Genomic DNA, 19,034 nt, shown 5'->3' on the forward strand with positions numbered 1-19,034 from the left:
GTAAAGTTCCTGATACAGAGGAATTAGCGCCTCACAACGCAGCCTAATTGAGCAAGACCGAGGGATTCAGAACCACGTTCTGAATCCCTTTTTGCTGTTGGTGCAGTGAGGAAAGACCCGATGAAAATGCCGAAACGTCTGATTGCCGGATTGGGCGTACTGATGATCAGTGCGACACCGCTGCTGGCCAGCGCCGATCAGCGCGATGATCATGACCACGGTGGCCCGCAGCAGGGCCAGTACGACAACCATGGCAATGACCATCGCGACGATCATCGTGGCCCGCCAAACGATCATCGTGGCGGCCCGCCACCGCACGACTTCGGCCCGGTGCGCCAGACCATTCGCGATAACCACGGCTACTTCGTGCGCGGTGCACCACCGCCACCGGGTATCCATCTGGAGCGCGGCCGGCCGTTGCCGCACGGTTATTACGGCGAGCGGCTGGACGGTCGAGCGTTGAGCCGTTTGCCGGTGTATCCCGGTTATGAATGGCGCCGCACCGGGGGCGATATCGTGCTGATCGCGGTGGGCACCGGAATTGTTTACGAAATTCTGGATGGCGTTCTGAACTGATCAGCAGGCAATAAAAAAGATCGCAGCCCCAGGGCTGCGATCTTTTTTTCAGGGCAACTCAAGCCCGCCGGATGCCTTGTGCAGTTTGCGCAGATGTTCACCAATCTGCTTCACATTGGCTTCGCTGGCGGCAATCTCGGCCGCACGCTTGGGTTCCAGCAACTTGCGCACCTCCTTGTCCAGATCGCCGCTCAGCGCCAGCAGTTGTTTCTGGCGTTGGCTGCTTTCGTCTTGCAGGCGCTTGAACTCGCTCGGCTGCGGCAGGCCGTAGCCACGGCTGTCGAGCAGTTCTGCCGGACGGCTGAGGAAGCCGCTGTTGGCGAGAATTTCCTGCAGGGTCGCGTTGGCCTTGTCCATGCCACCGTTTTCCAGCTCCCGGGCGCCGAGGTAGCGCTGCTTGACCTCATCCTGGGCCAGCAGCAACTGGCGGCGATAGCTCGCCTGTTCCAGCAGCAGCAACGCGGCACTGGTGCGCAGGTCCGCACGCTCGAACCATTGTCGGCGTTCTTCGGCAGACAATGACAGCCAGTCCTCGACGGTGGTTTGTTTGATCGGCAACTGCTTCTTCAACACATCGAACATCGCCTGATAGCGATCGCGGAACGAGTCGAAGCGATAGCCCAGGCGCAGGGCTTCCTTGGGGTTGTCCAGTACGCTGGTGTCGGCCAGTCCGCGGCCTTTCATCACTTCCAGCAGGCCGTTGGGCATGATGCTGTCCAGGCCGATAAGCTGCTTGTTGTTGCTGCCGCTGCGCAACAGCTTGAGGCTTTCCACGGCACAGTTGTTGGACAGGAAGAAGTAGTTGCCGTCGTAGCTCCAGTGCATCTCGGCGGCGTGTTCGACCACCTCTTCAATCTCGGTGCGCGACAGGTTCAGCGGCACTGACGCGAGGCTGCGCAGTTCAGTCTTGGTGTACTCGTCGATCACCTGGGCCAGCGGTAGCACGAACAGCCGTGACGGGTATTTGCCCACCAGCCCGTCCCAGCTCGACAGCTGCACGTCACCGACAAAGGCGCGATAGGACAGCACCAGGTGCTGATCCAGGTCGAGCCGGCAATCCGGGCCGCGTGGTCGACCCGGAGCACAGATCACCAGGCGCAACATGCTGTGGCCCCAGCGGCTGACCCAGTTCTGGTTGGCCTCGGCCAGCAAGTAGTCGACGGCATACACCCGCTCCGGATCGACCTGCCCCAGTGGCTGTTTGGCGAAGTCGTTGCCGGCATTGAGAAAGGCGAAGGTGTTGCTGCAGGTGTCCTTGACCGGAGGAGCCCAGCCGAAGCGTTCCTTGTAGTAGCGATAGAGCGCCGGACGGCGGCAGGCGTAGCTCGAGTCGAGGAGGAAATACTCCATGTTGACCGCGACAAACTCTTTCGGGCTGGAGATTTCGTACAGGTCGGGGCTGCGGGCCACTTGGCGGTTGTGCTGTTCACGTTCGCCCCGGCGCCCGACGTATTGTTGCCAACCGGCGAGGTCGAGCAGGCGCGGGTCATCGCTGAGGGTGAAGCGCCGTTCGGTCTGTCCGCGACATTCATCGGGAATGCCGACCAGGCCGGCGCTGTTGCTGCGACGGGTGCAGCGCTGGATCATCGTGCGTTCGGCCGCGGGCCACAGACGTGCGCGGTCATAAATGTGGGTGAGTTCGTGTAGCACCGTTGCCAGCAGTTCCTGGCGGACCGTGCCGTGGGGGCGATTGGTTTGCTCTTTGGCCGCGCTGCCGTCGGTGAGGCTGGCGAGCAGTTTGCGGTTCAGGTCGAGTTCGGCGACCAGGGTCGCCTGGCCGTAAGCATTGCCGGGCATGTCGTCGGTCCAGCCGACATCGATGCGCCGGTCCAGCTGTTCGACAAAGCTGGGAGGCAGCTTCTGCATCGCTTCATCGAGCAACGCCTGGCTGGCTTGCTGTTGAGCGGGGCTCAGGCCGTCGGTCTTGAGCCGCAATTGCAAGCTGGCGTGGGCGCTGTTGCCAAGCAGCAACAATGCCCCGGCCAGCAGCCAGGCGCCGATTGACTTCACAGTGCGAGGATGGCTTCGGCGAGCACCTGATCACTCGCATCGCGGGCTTCGGGTACACGCGTGCGCAAGGTATTGAGGGCGGCTTCCAGGTGCGCACCACGGATATCGCCGTTGGTGGCAACGAAGCTGGCCGCATCGTCGTGAGCTTCGCGGATGATTTTCGAATCGCGAATCGACGTGGTGGTATCGGAGGTGAAATCGATGGTGCGCTGGGAGGCACGAACGATGATGTTACTGGTGGCTACCAGGGTGTGCGCCTGGGCCACGTCGGCCAACAAAAACAGGCCAAGGGCGGCAGCAATCAGCGGGCTACGCATGGAACGACTCCGGAGGGGCAATGATAACGAAGGACTGGGATAACTATTGGACGAGAATTGCCTGTGCCAGTTCAAGGTCGCTGACATGAAGTTTTGGTCGGGATTTGCGCAGGTAATGCAGTGCGGATTCGAGCTGCGCGCCGCGCAATTGACCGTCACTGGCAACAAACGCCGCCGCATCATCGTGAGCGGCGAGGATCAGTTTACGGTCGAATGGTGCGGAAGACACCATGCCGGTGGCCCAAAGGCTGACGACGGTGTTTTGTGTGGTGACATCAAAGGCATCGACCGACGTCGCCCAGCAGGCGCTGATCAAGGCGGAAGGAATAAGCAGATTGGTCAGAAAACGCATGGGACTCGATAACGGTTAACGAGTCCCAAGGCTAGCGTAATGCCCGGGCCAGAGCCAGTGGCGAAACATCGGGACACGACTGGCGTGCCCCTTCCAGCAGCGTTGGATCAGATCGCCAGGATGGCTTGCGCCAGCTGTGTGTCGGTTGCTTTCAGCTGCGGTGCCTGATGGCGGATGAGGTCTAGGGCACTTTCCAGTTTCACGCCACGGATCTGGCCTTCGCTGGCAACGAAGCTGGCAGCATCGTCACGGGCAGCGAGCACGACTTTGTTGTCACGCAGCGAAGAGCTGACGTCGGAAGTGGCGTCCGAAGAGGACTTCAGCGCGCCAACTACGGCGTCGGTGGTCACGATGAAACTGGAGGCACTGGCGTTGGCTGCCACGGCCAGCAAGGCGGCAGCGCTGAGCAGGCGAAGACGGGACATGGTGTATCTCCTGAAGGTAAACCGTATTGAGAGGTGGCTTGTGTCTGATGAATCAGACGCGGGTTACAGAAGATTCGCCACGTTCTGCCGTGGATATTAGGCCGGCGCGCGGTGTTCGGACAGTGGGCAGAGTGCTAGCGCCAGAAGGGTTTCTCCAGTTCGTTGAGCCGATCGGCATGGCTGAGGCCCAGATCCGCGAGGTCGCGCTGATCAAGCTGAGCCAGCAGGCGTCGTGTCCTGGCGCGCTCCAGTGCGTGCCACACGCCACGCAGCAGGCGCCGCAGCGGGTGCTGGCGAACGAGTGGCTGAATCGAAATTGCTGAAACATCCTGTAAGTCTTTCATGGCGTATTCCTTGAGCCGAGAGGGGTCAAGGACATGCTGCGCCGAATGCAATTTTGGAAGCAGATACACCGAGGGGAAATTGTACTGGTTCAGATTTGGTTATTCTAAAACTGTACCTGTTGTTCTGGCGAGTGGCTGTACGGGCCGTTTAGAACCCTGAAACGACAAGACCCGTCGCGGTTTCCCGCGACGGGTCTTGTGTGTTCAATTCGGGTTGCTGGCGGTGGGTCTGACGACCAGAGCCAGCGACGCTGCTTAGCGCCAGAACGGCTTGCTCAGCTCTTCGTAGCGTTGTGCTTCGCTGATACCAGCGTCAGCCAGCAGACGCGAATCCAGACGAGCCAGTTGGTGGCGGCTGGAGATGCGGCGCTGCCACAACATCAGGTTGGCGATAACGCGCAGAGGCAGGGAAGCCTGGTTTTTTGCAGCTTTGTCTTCGAAGAACAGTTCGGAACTGAGTGTACGTTCCATGGTTGACATCCTTCCGCTTGTGGCGGGATCAGGTAGTGGTTTAACTGGTGCCCATGATCCTCTCGTTTGCCTAGTCTCTCTAGATACAGTTCAACTGTATTGTGAGTGACCAGTTAACTGTTTATAGGGGGTGTACGGGTCAAAATTGAGCAAACTGTACCTGTCTGCACTTAACTGGTGCAGTTTTACTCAATCCGAGGGCAGGAGTAGGTAAATGCTGTAGGAAATGACCAGTACAGCAGTACAGTTTTTTCCAGGTGAGGCGTGTGAAAAAAACCGCTGACACAAACTGTGTTTGCATCAGCGGTTCGACTGTGCGAATTACACCGCGAGCATGCGCCCGGTTTCTTCCAGGTTCATGTGCCAGCTCAGGGCTTCCCGCAAGATGTGCGGGGTATGACCACCGATGGCGCAGGCGGCAGCGAAGTAGTCATTCAGCGCCTGGCGGTAGTCGGGATGCACGCAGTTGTCGATGATCACCCGGGCGCGCTCGCGCGGTGCCAGGCCGCGCAGGTCAGCCAGACCGACTTCGGTCACCAGAATGTCGACATCATGTTCGGTGTGGTCGACGTGGCTGACCATCGGCACCACGCTGGAAATCGCCCCGCCCTTGGCGATCGACTTGGTCACGAACACCGCCAGGTGCGCGTTGCGCGCGAAGTCGCCGGAACCACCAATGCCATTCATCATCCGCGTGCCACAGACGTGGGTGGAGTTGACGTTGCCGTAGATATCGAACTCCAGCGCGGTATTGATGCCGATGATGCCGAGACGGCGCACCACTTCCGGATGGTTGGAGATCTCCTGCGGACGCAGCACCAATTTGTCCTTGTACTTTTCCAGGTTGCCGAACACGTCGCTGTTGCGCCGCTCCGACAGGGTGATCGAACTGCCCGAGGCAAAGCTCAGCTTGCCCGCATCGATCAGGTCGAAGGTCGAGTCCTGCAGCACTTCGGAGTACATGGTCAGGTCTTCGAACGGCGAATCGATCAGACCGCACATCACCGCGTTGGCGATGTTGCCGATCCCGGCCTGCAACGGGCCGAGCTTGTTGGTCATGCGTCCGGCATCGACCTCCTGCTTGAAGAACGTGATCAGGTGCTCGGCAATGGCGTTGGTGTCGACATCCGGAGTCGACACCGTGGACGGCGAATCTGCCTGTTGCGTGATGACGATGGCCACGATCTTTTCAGGTGGAATCGGAATCGCGGTGCTGCCGATGCGGTCGTCGACCTTTACCAACGGGATCGGCGTGCGGGTCGGGCGGTAGGTCGGGATATAGATGTCATGCAGGCCTTCGAGGTTGGCGTTGTGCGCCAGATTGATCTCGACGATCACTTGCTTGGCGAAAATCGCGAAGCTTGCCGAGTTGCCCACCGAAGTGGTCGGCACGATATGGCCCTGTTCGGTGATGGCCACGGCTTCGATTACCGCGATGTCCGGCAGTTTCAATTGCTGGTTGCGCAATTGTTCGACGGTTTCCGACAGGTGCTGGTCGATAAACATCACTTCGCCGGCGTTGATCGCCTTGCGCAAGGTGCTGTCGACCTGGAACGGCATGCGGCGCGACAGCACGCCGGCCTCGGTCAGTTGCTTGTCGAGATCGTTGCCCAGGCTGGCGCCGGTCATCAGGCTGATTTTCAGCGGCGTGACCTTCGCTCGCTCGGCCAGTGCGTGAGGGACGGCCTTGGCTTCGCCGGCGCGGGTGAAGCCGCTCATGCCGACGGTCATGCCGTCTTCAATCAGCGCAGCAGCGTCGGCGGCGCTCATCACTTTATCCAACAACGAAGGCAGGCGAATACGGTCACGGTACATGGATTATTTTCTCGGGAAGCGAGTAGCAGGATGCGCAGTCTAGTGAATTTCGCGGGCGCCTGTCCCGCTACCAAGGTCGCAAACGAGGCGTCTATTTAGCGGGTTTCAAGTAAAACACCGTTACCGGTTCTGCAACAACGCGGCAAATTGTCCGACGCTCTGCACAAACAAAAACGCCCCGACAAGTCGGGGCGTCTGGTCCGGCTGCGATGGATTACTCGACAGCTTTGACCATGTCTTCGATGACTTTCTTCGCGTCGCCGAACACCATCATGGTCTTGTCCAGGTAGAACAGTTCGTTGTCCAGACCGGCATAGCCGCTGGCCATCGAGCGCTTGTTGACGATGATGGTCTTGGCCTTGAACGCTTCGAGAATTGGCATGCCGGCAATCGGCGATTTCGGATCGTTCTTCGCGGCCGGGTTGACCACGTCGTTCGCGCCGAGCACCAGCACCACGTCGGCCTGGCCGAACTCGGAGTTGATGTCTTCCATCTCGAACACCTGGTCGTAAGGCACTTCGGCCTCGGCGAGCAGGACGTTCATGTGCCCGGGCATACGACCGGCTACCGGGTGAATCGCGTACTTAACGGTCACGCCGCGGTGGGTCAGCTTCTCGGTCAGCTCTTTCAATGCATGCTGCGCGCGGGCCACTGCCAGGCCGTAACCCGGGACGATGATCACGGTGTCGGCGTTGGTCAGCAGGAAGGTCGCGTCGTCGGCCGAACCGGATTTCACCGGACGGGCTTCTTTCGCACCGGCCGGGCCAGCGTCGGCTGTGTTGCCGAAACCGCCGAGCAGTACATTAAAGAAGGAACGGTTCATCGCCTTGCACATGATGTACGAGAGGATTGCACCGCTCGAACCCACCAGCGAACCGGCAATGATGAGCATCGAGTTGTTCAGCGAGAAACCGATACCTGCTGCTGCCCAACCCGAATAGCTGTTGAGCATCGACACCACTACCGGCATGTCCGCACCGCCGATCGGGATGATGATCAGCACGCCCATCACGAACGCCAGCGCCAGCATCAGCGCGAAAGCGCTGAGGTTGCCGGTGAACATGAAGGTCAGGCCGAGAGCCAGCGTTGCCAGGCCCAGTACGGCGTTCAGCTTGTGCTGACCGGCGAACTGTACCGGCGCGCCCTGGAACAGACGGAACTTGTACTTGCCCGACAACTTGCCGAAGGCGATCACCGAACCGGAGAAGGTGATTGCACCGATAGCTGCACCGAGGAACAGCTCCAGACGGTTGCCCGTCGGGATCGAGTCGCCCAGTTGCTTGACGATACCCAGCGACTGCGGTTCAACCACGGCAGCGATGGCAATGAACACTGCCGCGAGGCCGATCATGCTGTGCATGAAGGCGACCAGTTCCGGCATCTTGGTCATTTCAACGCGCTTGGCCATGATCGAACCGGCGGTGCCGCCGACCAGCAGGCCGACGATCACGTAACCGATACCGGCAGTGGCAAGCTCAGCACCCAACTTATAGATGAGACCGACAGTGGTCAGGATGGCCAAGGCCATACCGAGCATGCCGAACAGGTTGCCGCGCCGCGATGTGGTCGGGTGCGACAGGCCTTTGAGGGCCTGGATGAAGCAGATCGACGCGATCAGGTAGAGCGTCGTGACGAGATTCATGCTCATTACTTCGGCGCCTCTTCTTTTACTTTCGGGGCTTTCTTCTTGAACATCTCAAGCATGCGGCGGGTGACCAGGAAGCCACCGAACACGTTGACCGCCGCAAGCGCCACCGCGAGGGTGCCCATGGTTTTGCCCAGCGGCGTGACGGTCAGTGCGGCCGCGAGCATGGCGCCGACGATCACGATCGCCGAGATGGCGTTGGTCACGGCCATCAATGGCGTGTGCAGCGCAGGTGTAACGTTCCAGACCACGTGATAACCGACATAAATCGCCAGCACGAAGATGATCAGGTTGTAGATACCGGGGGAGATAAGCTCTTCCATCGTCTGAATCCCTGCTTAGGCGTTTTTACGGATGACTTGGCCGTCACGGCACATCAGGCACGCGGCGACGATGTCGTCTTCGAGGTTGACGTCGAACTGGCCTTCTTTGGTGAACACCAGCTTGAGGAAGTCCAGCAGGTTGCGTGCGTACAGCGCCGAGGCGTCTGCAGCGACTTCACCGGCCAGGTTAGTCGGACCGACGATGGTCACGCCGTTCTCGACCACGACTTGATCGGCCACGGTCAGCGGGCAGTTGCCGCCCTGGGCCGCCGCGAGGTCAATGACCACCGAGCCTGGCTTCATCTGCGCCACGGTGTCCGCGCTCAGCAGCGTCGGTGCCTTGCGGCCCGGTATCAGCGCGGTGGTGATAACGATGTCGGCCTGCTTGGCGCGTTCGTGCACGGCCTGGGCCTGACGCTGCATCCAGCTTGCCGGCATTGGCCGCGCGTAACCGCCGACACCGACTGCGCATTCGCGTTCTTCGTCGGTCTCGTAAGGGACGTCGACGAACTTGGCGCCGAGGGACTCGATCTGCTCCTTCACCGCCGGGCGTACGTCAGACGCTTCGATCACCGCACCCAGACGTTTCGCCGTGGCAATCGCCTGCAACCCGGCCACACCTGCGCCGAGAATCAGCACGCGCGCCGCTTTCACGGTGCCCGCAGCGGTCATCAACATTGGCATGAAGCGCGGATAGTAGTGAGCGGCCAGCAACACAGCCTTGTAGCCGGCAATGTTCGCCTGTGACGACAACACATCGAGACTCTGCGCGCGCGAGGTGCGCGGCGCCGCTTCAAGGGCGAACGCGGTAATGCCGCACTCGGCCATCTTCGCGATGGTTTCGTTGTTGAACGGATTGAGCATGCCCACCAGCACCGTGCCGCGCTTGATCAGCGCCAGTTCGGCGTCGCTGGGGGCGACCACTTTGAGAATCAGCTCGGCGCCGAACGCATCGTTGGCACTGCCAATGGTTGCGCCCGCCGCTTCATAGGCACTGTCGACAACACTGGCTTTTACGCCGGCGCCGGTTTGCACAGTGACCTTATGGCCTTGGCTGATCAGCTTCTTAATGGTTTCCGGGGTTGCAGCAACCCGTGTTTCACCGGTCTGGGTTTCGAGAGGAACACCAATGTGCACGTCAAATCTCCTGCGTGATCTTATTGAGTAAACCCAGGCACTGCGGATGGTGCGACTGGGGCGGCCGATCAGCACGATCCCGCCAAATCAGGGCGGGGCGCGGCATTTTGCAGGCGAACTTTATGCCCTTCAAGGGATTATGACGGGTGACGGAAAATTAACTACAAGTCATCCCGTGACCGAATGTCGCAGATGGCCGGCTGAATCCCTTGCAGGCCGTGCCTTGTAAGGATTCTGGCCGAATTTGAAAAAAATTCTCATCGGTGACGTGAATAGGCAGTAATGAGTCGTTGATAGAGGCTCAAAGCCACGTCCGCAGGCGCTTGTGGGACGTCTGTACGACTTTCGGATACAGTCTGCGATTTTGCGACAAATACTTATATCTGTAGGGCTTTGGTTTTCCTGACTACCGGGTTAGTAATCTCTGAAAGCCTTTACCCTTCTAGGCTGTAGCTGTTTGCCTGATTGACCAGCCAATCGCGAAATGCCTTGAGTGATGCCGATTCGACCTTGCGCTCCGGAATCATCAGGTAATACGCCTTGATGCTGGAGAGCGCATTCGGGTTGGCGATCACCAGGCGTTTCTCGGCCAGTTCGCGCTGGATCAGGAACGGTGGAATCAGCGCAATGCCCATGTCGTGCATGGCCGCTTGGGCCAACATGGAGAATAGCTCGTAGCGCGGGCCTGTCATGTCGCGGGGGATGTTCAGATGCTGCGAGTTGAACCATTGGCGCCAGGCATAGGGGCGGGTGGTCTGTTGCAGCAGCGGCAGCTCGGCGATCTCGTTGGGTGTCAGATGCGTCCTGCTGCCGAGTAGGGCGGGGCTGCACACCGGCATCGGATTCTCGCCCATCAACCTGTGGGATTCGGTACCCGACCAATCGGCGTCGCCGAAGTAGATCGCCGCGTCGAAATCGGTGTCGGCAAACAGGAATGGGCGCGTGCGGTTGGTCAGGTTGACCGTGACCTCGGGGTGCTTGAACTGGAAATCCTTGAGTCTTGGCAGCAGCCATTGCGTGCCGAAGGTCGGCACCACCGCCAGTTCGATCACGTTGGTGCCCTGTTGGCCCATGACCGAGAGCGTGTCGCGCTCGACAGCATCCAGTTGCGTGGCGACCCGACGGCTGTAGGAAAGACCGGCCTCGGTCAGCTTCACCCCGCGTCGCGAGCGTCGGAACAGTTCCACACTGAGGAAGTCCTCAAGGCTGGCGATCTGTCGGCAAATCGCGCCTTGGGTGAGGGAAAGTTCTTCGGCGGCTCTGGTAAAGCTCTCGTGGCGAGCGGCGGCCTCGAAGCTGATCAGGGCGGTGGTGCTGGGGATTTTCCTGCGCATGTACGTCAACCTCACTAATGCGCCGCATAAAAGGCATTCGGCGACGTTTCGGAGTGAGAAATTAGCACAACAGGATGCGAAATCCTCGTTTGCCGCGATGGCGAACGCGGCCTAGGATCAATGCCACGTTAATTCACCGATTTGCGAGGACACACTCATGGGCGGTAAAGCTAGCTTCAACTGGATCGATCCCCTCCTGCTGGATCAGCAGCTCACCGAAGAGGAGCGCATGATCCGCGACACCGCCGCCCAGTTCGCCCAACAGAGCCTGGCGCCACGTGTCCTCGAAGCTTTCCGCCATGAGAAAACCGACCCGGCGATCTTCCGCGAAATGGGCGAAGTCGGCCTGCTGGGCGCGACCATCCCTGAGCAATACGGTGGCAGCGGCCTGAACTACGTCAGCTACGGTCTGATCGCCCGCGAGGTGGAGCGTGTCGACTCCGGCTACCGTTCGATGATGAGCGTGCAGTCCTCCCTGGTGATGGTGCCGATCAATGAATTTGGCACTGAAGCGCAGAAACAGAAATACCTGCCGAAACTCGCATCCGGCGAATGGATCGGTTGCTTCGGTCTGACCGAGCCGAACCATGGCTCTGATCCGGGTGCGATGATCACCCGTGCGCGCAAGGTCGATGGCGGCTACAGCCTGACCGGCGCCAAGATGTGGATCACCAACAGCCCGATCGCCGACGTGTTCGTGGTCTGGGCCAAGGACGATGCCGGCGACATCCGTGGTTTCGTTCTGGAGAAGGGCTGGAAGGGGCTGAGCGCTCCGGCGATTCACGGCAAGGTTGGCCTGCGGGCGTCGATCACCGGCGAAATCGTCATGGACAACGTATTCGTGCCGGAAGAAAACATCTTCCCTGACGTGCGTGGCCTGAAAGGTCCGTTCACCTGCCTTAATTCCGCACGTTATGGCATCTCTTGGGGCGCATTGGGCGCTGCCGAGTTCTGCTGGCACACCGCGCGCCAGTACACGCTGGATCGTCAACAGTTCGGCCGCCCATTGGCTGCCACGCAACTGATCCAGAAGAAGCTGGCCGACATGCAGACCGAGATCACTCTGGCCCTGCAAGGCTGCCTGCGCCTGGGGCGCATGAAGGATGAAGGTACCGCTGCAGTCGAGATCACCTCGATCATGAAGCGCAATTCCTGCGGCAAGTCGCTGGATATCGCCCGTATGGCCCGTGACATGCTGGGCGGCAACGGTATCTCCGATGAGTTCGGCGTGGCCCGTCATCTGGTTAACCTGGAGGTGGTGAATACCTATGAAGGTACCCATGACGTCCACGCGCTGATCCTGGGTCGCGCACAAACCGGTCTGCAGGCGTTCTATTAACAGGAGAGCGACCATGGGCGCGCTGTCGCATCTGCGGGTACTGGATTTATCGCGAGTATTGGCCGGGCCGTGGGCCGGGCAGATACTCGCCGACCTTGGCGCCGAGGTGATCAAGGTCGAGCGCCCGGGCAACGGTGACGACACTCGCGCCTGGGGGCCGCCGTTCCTTAAGGACGCTTATGGGGAGAACACCAGCGAGGCGGCTTACTACTTGTCGGCCAACCGCAACAAGCAATCGGTGACCATCGACTTCACGCGTCCCGAAGGGCAGAAACTTGTGCGGGAATTGGCGGCGAAGTCGGACATCCTCATCGAGAACTTCAAGGTCGGTGGCCTGGCGGCGTACGGGCTGGACTACGGGTCGCTGAAGGCGATCAATCCGGACCTGATCTACTGCTCGATTACCGGATTCGGCCAGACCGGGCCGTACGCCAAGCGTGCGGGTTATGACTTCATGATCCAGGGGCTGGGTGGGCTGATGAGCCTGACTGGGCGTCCCGAGGGTGATGAAGGCGCTGGCCCGGTAAAGGTGGGGGTGGCGCTGACGGATATCCTGACCGGTCTGTATTCGACGGTGGCGATCCTGGCGGCTCTGGCGCATCGGGATCACGATGGCGGCGGCCAGCACATCGATATGGCGCTGCTGGATGTACAGGTTGCATGCCTGGCGAACCAGGCGATGAACTACCTGACCACTGGCAATGCTCCCAAACGGCTGGGCAATGCCCACCCGAACATTGTGCCTTATCAGGACTTTCCTACGGCCGACGGCGACTTCATCCTCACCGTGGGTAATGACGGGCAGTTCCGCAAGTTCGCCGAGGTGGCGGGTCAGCCGCAGTGGGCAGATGATCCGCGCTTTGCCACGAACAAGCTGCGGGTGGCGAACCGTGCCGAGCTGATTCCGCTGATTCGCCAGGCAACGGTGTTCAAGACTACCGCACAATGGGTCGCTCAGTTGGAGCAGGCGGGCGTGCCGTGTGGGCCGATCAATGATCTGGCGCAGGTATTTGAGGATCCGCAAGTGAAAGCACGCGGGCTGGCGATTGAGCTGCCCCATGCGTTGGCGGGCATGGTGCCGCAAGTGGCCAGTCCGATACGCCTCTCGCAAACCCCAGTTGAGTATCGTCGTGCACCGCCGTTGCTGGGTGAGCATACGCTGGAGGTTTTGCAGCGAGTACTGGGTTTGGGTGCTGGGGCGGTGGCTGCGCTGAAAGACGATGGAGTGCTCTGATCGTTCCTTCTATATAGAAGCGCGCTGATTCCCTCTTCTATATAGAGGGAGTCGAGTGTTAATTAGCCTGTCCGCAAGTTATTGAAAGAAAACTGAAATTAACAGTTGACGGCAGATTCTGGAGGTCTATAATTCGCCCCACTTCCGGCGCAGTCGAAACGGAAAACTCCTTGAGATTCAAAGAGTTACGCAGTTTTCGACAGCGGCTTGCTTCAGTTCATCGAAGCCTGGAAGGAGTTGAAAATGTCGGCATGTCTGGCGCTTTTAACGGTTCGATCTTCTCGGTCGAAAGCGGTGAAAAAAGGGTGTTGACAACAGCGAGTAACGCTGTAGAATTCGCCTCCCGCTAACGAGAGATCGGAAGCGCAAGTGGTTGAAGTTGTTGAAGAAATCTTCGAAAACTTCTGAAAATAATCACTTGACAGCAAATGAGGCTGCTGTAGAATGCGCGCCTCGGTTGAGACGAAAGATCTTAACCAACCGCTCTTTAACAACTGAATCAAGCAATTCGTGTGGGTGCTTGTGGAGTCAGACTGATAGTCAACAAGATTATCAGCATCACAAGTTACTCCGCGAGAAATCAAAGATGTAACCAACGATTGCTGAGCCAAGTTTAGGGTTTCTTAAAAACCCAAAGATGTTTGAACTGAAGAGTTTGATCATGGCTCAGATTGAACGCTGGCGGCAGGCCTAACACATGCAAGTCGAGCGGATGACAGGAGCTTGCTCCTGAATTCAGCGGCGGACGGGTGAGTAATGCCTAGGAATCTGCCTGGTAGTGGGGGACAACGTTTCGAAAGGAACGCTAATACCGCATACGTCCTACGGGAGAAAGCAGGGGACCTTCGGGCCTTGCGCTATCAGATGAGCCTAGGTCGGATTAGCTAGTTGGTGAGGTAATGGCTCACCAAGGCGACGATCCGTAACTGGTCTGAGAGGATGATCAGTCACACTGGAACTGAGACACGGTCCAGACTCCTACGGGAGGCAGCAGTGGGGAATATTGGACAATGGGCGAAAGCCTGATCCAGCCATGCCGCGTGTGTGAAGAAGGTCTTCGGATTGTAAAGCACTTTAAGTTGGGAGGAAGGGCATTAACCTAATACGTTAGTGTTTTGACGTTACCGACAGAATAAGCACCGGCTAACTCTGTGCCAGCAGCCGCGGTAATACAGAGGGTGCAAGCGTTAATCGGAATTACTGGGCGTAAAGCGCGCGTAGGTGGTTCGTTAAGTTGAATGTGAAATCCCCGGGCTCAACCTGGGAACTGCATCCAAAACTGGCGAGCTAGAGTATGGTAGAGGGTGGTGGAATTTCCTGTGTAGCGGTGAAATGCGTAGATATAGGAAGGAACACCAGTGGCGAAGGCGACCACCTGGACTGATACTGACACTGAGGTGCGAAAGCGTGGGGAGCAAACAGGATTAGATACCCTGGTAGTCCACGCCGTAAACGATGTCAACTAGCCGTTGGGAGCCTTGAGCTCTTAGTGGCGCAGCTAACGCATTAAGTTGACCGCCTGGGGAGTACGGCCGCAAGGTTAAAACTCAAATGAATTGACGGGGGCCCGCACAAGCGGTGGAGCATGTGGTTTAATTCGAAGCAACGCGAAGAACCTTACCAGGCCTTGACATCCAATGAACTTTCCAGAGATGGATTGGTGCCTTCGGGAGCATTGAGACAGGTGCTGCATGGCTGTCGTCAGCTCGTGTCGTGAGATGTTGGGTTAAGTCCCGTAACGAGCGCAACCCTTGTCCTTAGTTACCAGCACGTGATGGTGGGCACTCTAAGGAGACTGCCGGTGACAAACCGGAGGAAGGTGGGGATGACGTCAAGTCATCATGGCCCTTACGGCCTGGGCTACACACGTGCTACAATGGTCGGTACAGAGGGTTGCCAAGCCGCGAGGTGGAGCTAATCCCACAAAACCGATCGTAGTCCGGATCGCAGTCTGCAACTCGACTGCGTGAAGTCGGAATCGCTAGTAATCGCGAATCAGAATGTCGCGGTGAATACGTTCCCGGGCCTTGTACACACCGCCCGTCACACCATGGGAGTGGGTTGCACCAGAAGTAGCTAGTCTAACCTTCGGGAGGACGGTTACCACGGTGTGATTCATGACTGGGGTGAAGTCGTAACAAGGTAGCCGTAGGGGAACCTGCGGCTGGATCACCTCCTTAATCGACGACATCAGCTGCTCCATAAGTTCCCACACGAATTGCTTGATTCATTGAAGAAGACGATAGAAGCAGCCCGAAATTGGGTCTGTAGCTCAGTTGGTTAGAGCGCACCCCTGATAAGGGTGAGGTCGGCAGTTCGAATCTGCCCAGACCCACCAATTTTGTGTGGGAAACCTGTAGAGATACGGGGCCATAGCTCAGCTGGGAGAGCGCCTGCCTTGCACGCAGGAGGTCAGCGGTTCGATCCCGCTTGGCTCCACCACCACTGCTTCTGAAGTTTGAAAGCTTAGAAATGAGCATTCCATTGTGATGATGGTGAATGTTGATTTCTAGTCTTTGACTGGATCGTTCTTTAAAAATTTGGGTATGTGATAGAAAGATAGACTGGATAGCACTTTCACTGGTGTTTATTCAGGCTAAGGTAAAATTTGTGAGTTTAATCGCGAATTTTCGGCGAATGTCGTCTTCACAGTATAACCAGATTGCTTGGGGTTATATGGTCAAGTGAAGAAGCGCATACGGTGGATGCCTTGGCAGTCAGAGGCGATGAAAGACGTGGTAGCCTGCGAAAAGCTTCGGGGAGTCGGCAAACAGACTTTGATCCGGAGATGTCTGAATGGGGGAACCCAACCATCATAAGATGGTTATCTTGTACTGAATACATAGGTGCAAGAAGCGAACCAGGGGAACTGAAACATCTAAGTACCCTGAGGAAAAGAAATCAACCGAGATTCCCTTAGTAGTGGCGAGCGAACGGGGACTAGCCCTTAAGTGGCTTTGAGATTAGCGGAACGCTCTGGAAAGTGCGGCCATAGTGGGTGATAGCCCTGTACGCGAAAATCTCTTGGTCATGAAATCGAGTAGGACGGAGCACGAGAAACTTTGTCTGAATATGGGGGGACCATCCTCCAAGGCTAAATACTACTGACTGACCGATAGTGAACTAGTACCGTGAGGGAAAGGCGAAAAGAACCCCGGAGAGGGGAGTGAAATAGATCCTGAAACCGTATGCGTACAAGCAGTGGGAGCAGACTTTGTTCTGTGACTGCGTACCTTTTGTATAATGGGTCAGCGACTTATTTTCAGTGGCGAGCTTAACCGAATAGGGGAGGCGTAGCGAAAGCGAGTCTTAATAGGGCGTCTAGTCGCTGGGAATAGACCCGAAACCGGGCGATCTATCCATGGGCAGGTTGAAGGTTAGGTAACACTGACTGGAGGACCGAACCGACTACCGTTGAAAAGTTAGCGGATGACCTGTGGATCGGAGTGAAAGGCTAATCAAGCTCGGAGATAGCTGGTTCTCCTCGAAAGCTATTTAGGTAGCGCCTCATGTATCACTGTAGGGGGTAGAGCACTGTTTCGGCTAGGGGGTCATCCCGACTTACCAAACCGATGCAAACTCCGAATACCTACAAGTGCCGAGCATGGGAGACACACGGCGGGTGCTAACGTCCGTCGTGAAAAGGGAAACAACCCAGACCGTCAGCTAAGGTCCCAAAGTTATGGTTAAGTGGGAAACGATGTGGGAAGGCTTAGACAGCTAGGAGGTTGGCTTAGAAGCAGCCACCCTTTAAAGAAAGCGTAATAGCTCACTAGTCGAGTCGGCCTGCGCGGAAGATGTAACGGGGCTCAAACCATACACCGAAGCTACGGGTATCACGCAAGTGATGCGGTAGAGGAGCGTTCTGTAAGCCTGTGAAGGTGAGTTGAGAAGCTTGCTGGAGGTATCAGAAGTGCGAATGCTGACATGAGTAACGACAATGGGTGTGAAAAACACCCACGCCGAAAGACCAAGGTTTCCTGCGCAACGTTAATCGACGCAGGGTTAGTCGGTCCCTAAGGCGAGGCTGAAAAGCGTAGTCGATGGAAAACAGGTTAATATTCCTGTACTTCTGGTTATTGCGATGGAGGGACGGAGAAGGCTAGGCCAGCTTGGCGTTGGTTGTCCAAGTTTAAGGTGGTAGGCTGAGATCTTAGGTAAATCCGGGATCTTAAGGCCGAGAGCTGATGACGAGTTACCCTTTGGGTGACGAAGTGGTTGATGCCATGCTTCCAAGAAAAGCTTCTAAGCTTCAGGTAACCAGGAACCGTACCCCAAACCGACACAGGTGGTTGGGTAGAGAATACCAAGGCGCTTGAGAGAACTCGGGTGAAGGAACTAGGCAAAATGGCACCGTAACTTCGGGAGAAGGTGCGCCGGTGAGGGTGAAGGACTTGCTCCGTAAGCTCATGCCGGTCGAAGATACCAGGCCGCTGCGACTGTTTATTAAAAACACAGCACTCTGCAAACACGAAAGTGGACGTATAGGGTGTGACGCCTGCCCGGTGCCGGAAGGTTAATTGATGGGGTTAGCTAACGCGAAGCTCTTGATCGAAGCCCCGGTAAACGGCGGCCGTAACTATAACGGTCCTAAGGTAGCGAAATTCCTTGTCGGGTAAGTTCCGACCTGCACGAATGGCGTAACGATGGCGGCGCTGTCTCCACCCGAGACTCAGTGAAATTGAAATCGCTGTGAAGATGCAGTGTATCCGCGGCTAGACGGAAAGACCCCGTGAACCTTTACTATAGCTTTGCACTGGACTTTGAATTTGCTTGTGTAGGATAGGTGGGAGGCTTTGAAGCGTGGACGCCAGTTCGCGTGGAGCCATCCTTGAAATACCACCCTGGCAACTTTGAGGTTCTAACTCAGGTCCGTTATCCGGATCGAGGACAGTGTATGGTGGGTAGTTTGACTGGGGCGGTCTCCTCCTAAAGAGTAACGGAGGAGTACGAAGGTGCGCTCAGACCGGTCGGAAATCGGTCGTAGAGTATAAAGGCAAAAGCGCGCTTGACTGCGAGACAGACACGTCGAGCAGGTACGAAAGTAGGTCTTAGTGATCCGGTGGTTCTGTATGGAAGGGCCATCGCTCAACGGATAAAAGGTACTCCGGGGATAACAGGCTGATACCGCCCAAGAGTTCATATCGACGGCGGTGTTTGGCACCTCGATGTCGGCTCATCACATCCTGGGGCTGAAGCCGGTCCCAAGGGTATGGCTGTTCGCCATTTAAAGTGGTACGCGAGCTGGGTTTAGAACGTCGTGAGACAGTTCGGTCCCTATCTGCCGTGGACGTTTGAGATTTGAGAGGGGCTGCTCCTAGTACGAGAGGACCGGAGTGGACGAACCTCTGGTGTTCCGGTTGTCACGCCAGTGGCATTGCCGGGTAGCTATGTTCGGGAAAGATAACCGCTGAAAGCATCTAAGCGGGAAACTTGCCTCAAGATGAGATCTCACTGGAACCTTGAGTTCCCTGAAGGGCCGTCGAAGACTACGACGTTGATAGGTTGGGTGTGTAAGCGCTGTGAGGCGTTGAGCTAACCAATACTAATTGCCCGTGAGGCTTGACCATATAACACCCAAGCAATTTGCAGGCTTTGAGCTGAAAAGCGAAAGGTCACCAGATTGCGGTGTGTGAAGACGAAACGAACCGAAAGTTCGAGAGAAACACACAAACTATCGCATACCCAATTTGCTGAAGCGTCGAAAGACGA

General features: G+C 57.4%; 14 protein-coding genes, 2 tRNA genes and 2 rRNA genes. 7 read left to right on the forward strand and 11 right to left on the reverse strand.

Annotated elements, in window-relative coordinates:
* Positions 1-120: 120 nt before the first annotated feature.
* On the forward strand, positions 121-576 hold the full coding sequence (locus AC1UK9_RS00635; RefSeq protein WP_473014078.1) for an anti-virulence regulator CigR family protein: 456 nt from the start codon (positions 121-123) through the stop codon (positions 574-576).
* A 48-nt stretch (positions 577-624) separates the two neighbouring features.
* Here AC1UK9_RS00635 and AC1UK9_RS00640 read toward each other — a convergent pair whose 3' ends face one another.
* From AC1UK9_RS00640 to AC1UK9_RS00690, 11 genes are all read right to left on the reverse strand, one after another.
* Positions 625-2,586 carry a DUF7844 domain-containing protein gene (locus tag AC1UK9_RS00640; protein WP_482578990.1) on the reverse strand — a complete coding sequence of 654 codons (1,962 nt, stop codon included), beginning with the start codon at positions 2,584-2,586 and terminating at the stop codon, positions 625-627.
* Entirely contained in the window at positions 2,583-2,903 is a 321-nt protein-coding gene (locus AC1UK9_RS00645; RefSeq protein WP_007911662.1) for a DUF2388 domain-containing protein, read from the reverse strand. The genes AC1UK9_RS00640 and AC1UK9_RS00645 overlap by 4 nt, the downstream gene beginning before the upstream one ends.
* A gap of 43 nt (positions 2,904-2,946) precedes the next feature.
* Positions 2,947-3,255 (reverse strand): DUF2388 domain-containing protein, encoded by a 309-nt coding sequence (locus AC1UK9_RS00650; RefSeq protein WP_025112350.1) that lies wholly within the window; start codon positions 3,253-3,255, stop codon positions 2,947-2,949.
* Between the two features lie 107 nt (positions 3,256-3,362).
* Positions 3,363-3,680, reverse strand: coding sequence for a DUF2388 domain-containing protein (locus tag AC1UK9_RS00655; RefSeq protein WP_025112351.1), 318 nt, complete (start codon positions 3,678-3,680; stop codon positions 3,363-3,365).
* Between the two features lie 134 nt (positions 3,681-3,814).
* Positions 3,815-4,024 carry a DUF1127 domain-containing protein gene (locus AC1UK9_RS00660; RefSeq protein ID WP_025112352.1) on the reverse strand — a complete coding sequence of 70 codons (210 nt, stop codon included), beginning with the start codon at positions 4,022-4,024 and terminating at the stop codon, positions 3,815-3,817.
* Positions 4,025-4,279: 255 nt separating this feature from the next.
* On the reverse strand, positions 4,280-4,495 hold the full coding sequence (locus AC1UK9_RS00665; RefSeq protein ID WP_007962833.1) for a DUF1127 domain-containing protein: 216 nt from the start codon (positions 4,493-4,495) through the stop codon (positions 4,280-4,282).
* A gap of 321 nt (positions 4,496-4,816) precedes the next feature.
* Entirely contained in the window at positions 4,817-6,310 is a 1,494-nt protein-coding gene (locus AC1UK9_RS00670) for an acetyl-CoA hydrolase/transferase family protein (RefSeq protein WP_025112353.1), read from the reverse strand.
* Positions 6,311-6,524: 214 nt separating this feature from the next.
* On the reverse strand, positions 6,525-7,958 hold the full coding sequence (locus AC1UK9_RS00675) for an NAD(P)(+) transhydrogenase (Re/Si-specific) subunit beta (RefSeq protein WP_025112354.1): 1,434 nt from the start codon (positions 7,956-7,958) through the stop codon (positions 6,525-6,527).
* A complete protein-coding gene (locus tag AC1UK9_RS00680) occupies positions 7,958-8,278 on the reverse strand; it encodes an NAD(P) transhydrogenase subunit alpha part 2 (protein WP_003187417.1) in 321 nt (106 codons plus the stop codon). The genes AC1UK9_RS00675 and AC1UK9_RS00680 overlap by 1 nt, the downstream gene beginning before the upstream one ends.
* 15 nt (positions 8,279-8,293) lie before the next feature.
* Entirely contained in the window at positions 8,294-9,415 is a 1,122-nt protein-coding gene (locus AC1UK9_RS00685; RefSeq protein WP_025112356.1) for a Re/Si-specific NAD(P)(+) transhydrogenase subunit alpha, read from the reverse strand.
* Positions 9,416-9,849: 434 nt separating this feature from the next.
* Positions 9,850-10,749 (reverse strand): LysR family transcriptional regulator, encoded by a 900-nt coding sequence (locus tag AC1UK9_RS00690; RefSeq protein ID WP_482578995.1) that lies wholly within the window; start codon positions 10,747-10,749, stop codon positions 9,850-9,852.
* 157 nt (positions 10,750-10,906) lie between these two features.
* On the opposite strand from AC1UK9_RS00690, the gene AC1UK9_RS00695 reads away from it, so the two are divergent.
* The 6 genes from AC1UK9_RS00695 to AC1UK9_RS00720 all read left to right on the forward strand — a co-directional run bounded on the left by AC1UK9_RS00695 (position 10,907) and on the right by AC1UK9_RS00720 (position 18,892).
* A complete protein-coding gene (locus AC1UK9_RS00695; RefSeq protein ID WP_003220420.1) occupies positions 10,907-12,088 on the forward strand; it encodes an acyl-CoA dehydrogenase in 1,182 nt (393 codons plus the stop codon).
* A gap of 13 nt (positions 12,089-12,101) precedes the next feature.
* Positions 12,102-13,322, forward strand: coding sequence for a CaiB/BaiF CoA transferase family protein (locus tag AC1UK9_RS00700; protein WP_473014083.1), 1,221 nt, complete (start codon positions 12,102-12,104; stop codon positions 13,320-13,322).
* A 643-nt stretch (positions 13,323-13,965) separates the two neighbouring features.
* Positions 13,966-15,502 (forward strand): 16S ribosomal RNA (locus tag AC1UK9_RS00705).
* A gap of 81 nt (positions 15,503-15,583) precedes the next feature.
* Positions 15,584-15,660 (forward strand) — tRNA-Ile (locus AC1UK9_RS00710).
* Positions 15,661-15,688: 28 nt separating this feature from the next.
* Positions 15,689-15,764 (forward strand) — tRNA-Ala (locus tag AC1UK9_RS00715).
* A 236-nt stretch (positions 15,765-16,000) separates the two neighbouring features.
* Positions 16,001-18,892: ribosomal RNA gene (locus AC1UK9_RS00720) — 23S ribosomal RNA — on the forward strand.
* The 16S and 23S rRNA genes sit together here with 2 tRNA genes alongside, the layout of an rRNA operon.
* Positions 18,893-19,034 lie beyond the last annotated feature (142 nt).

This window comes from Pseudomonas sp. AK-TSAG1-1, assembly GCF_056821665.1.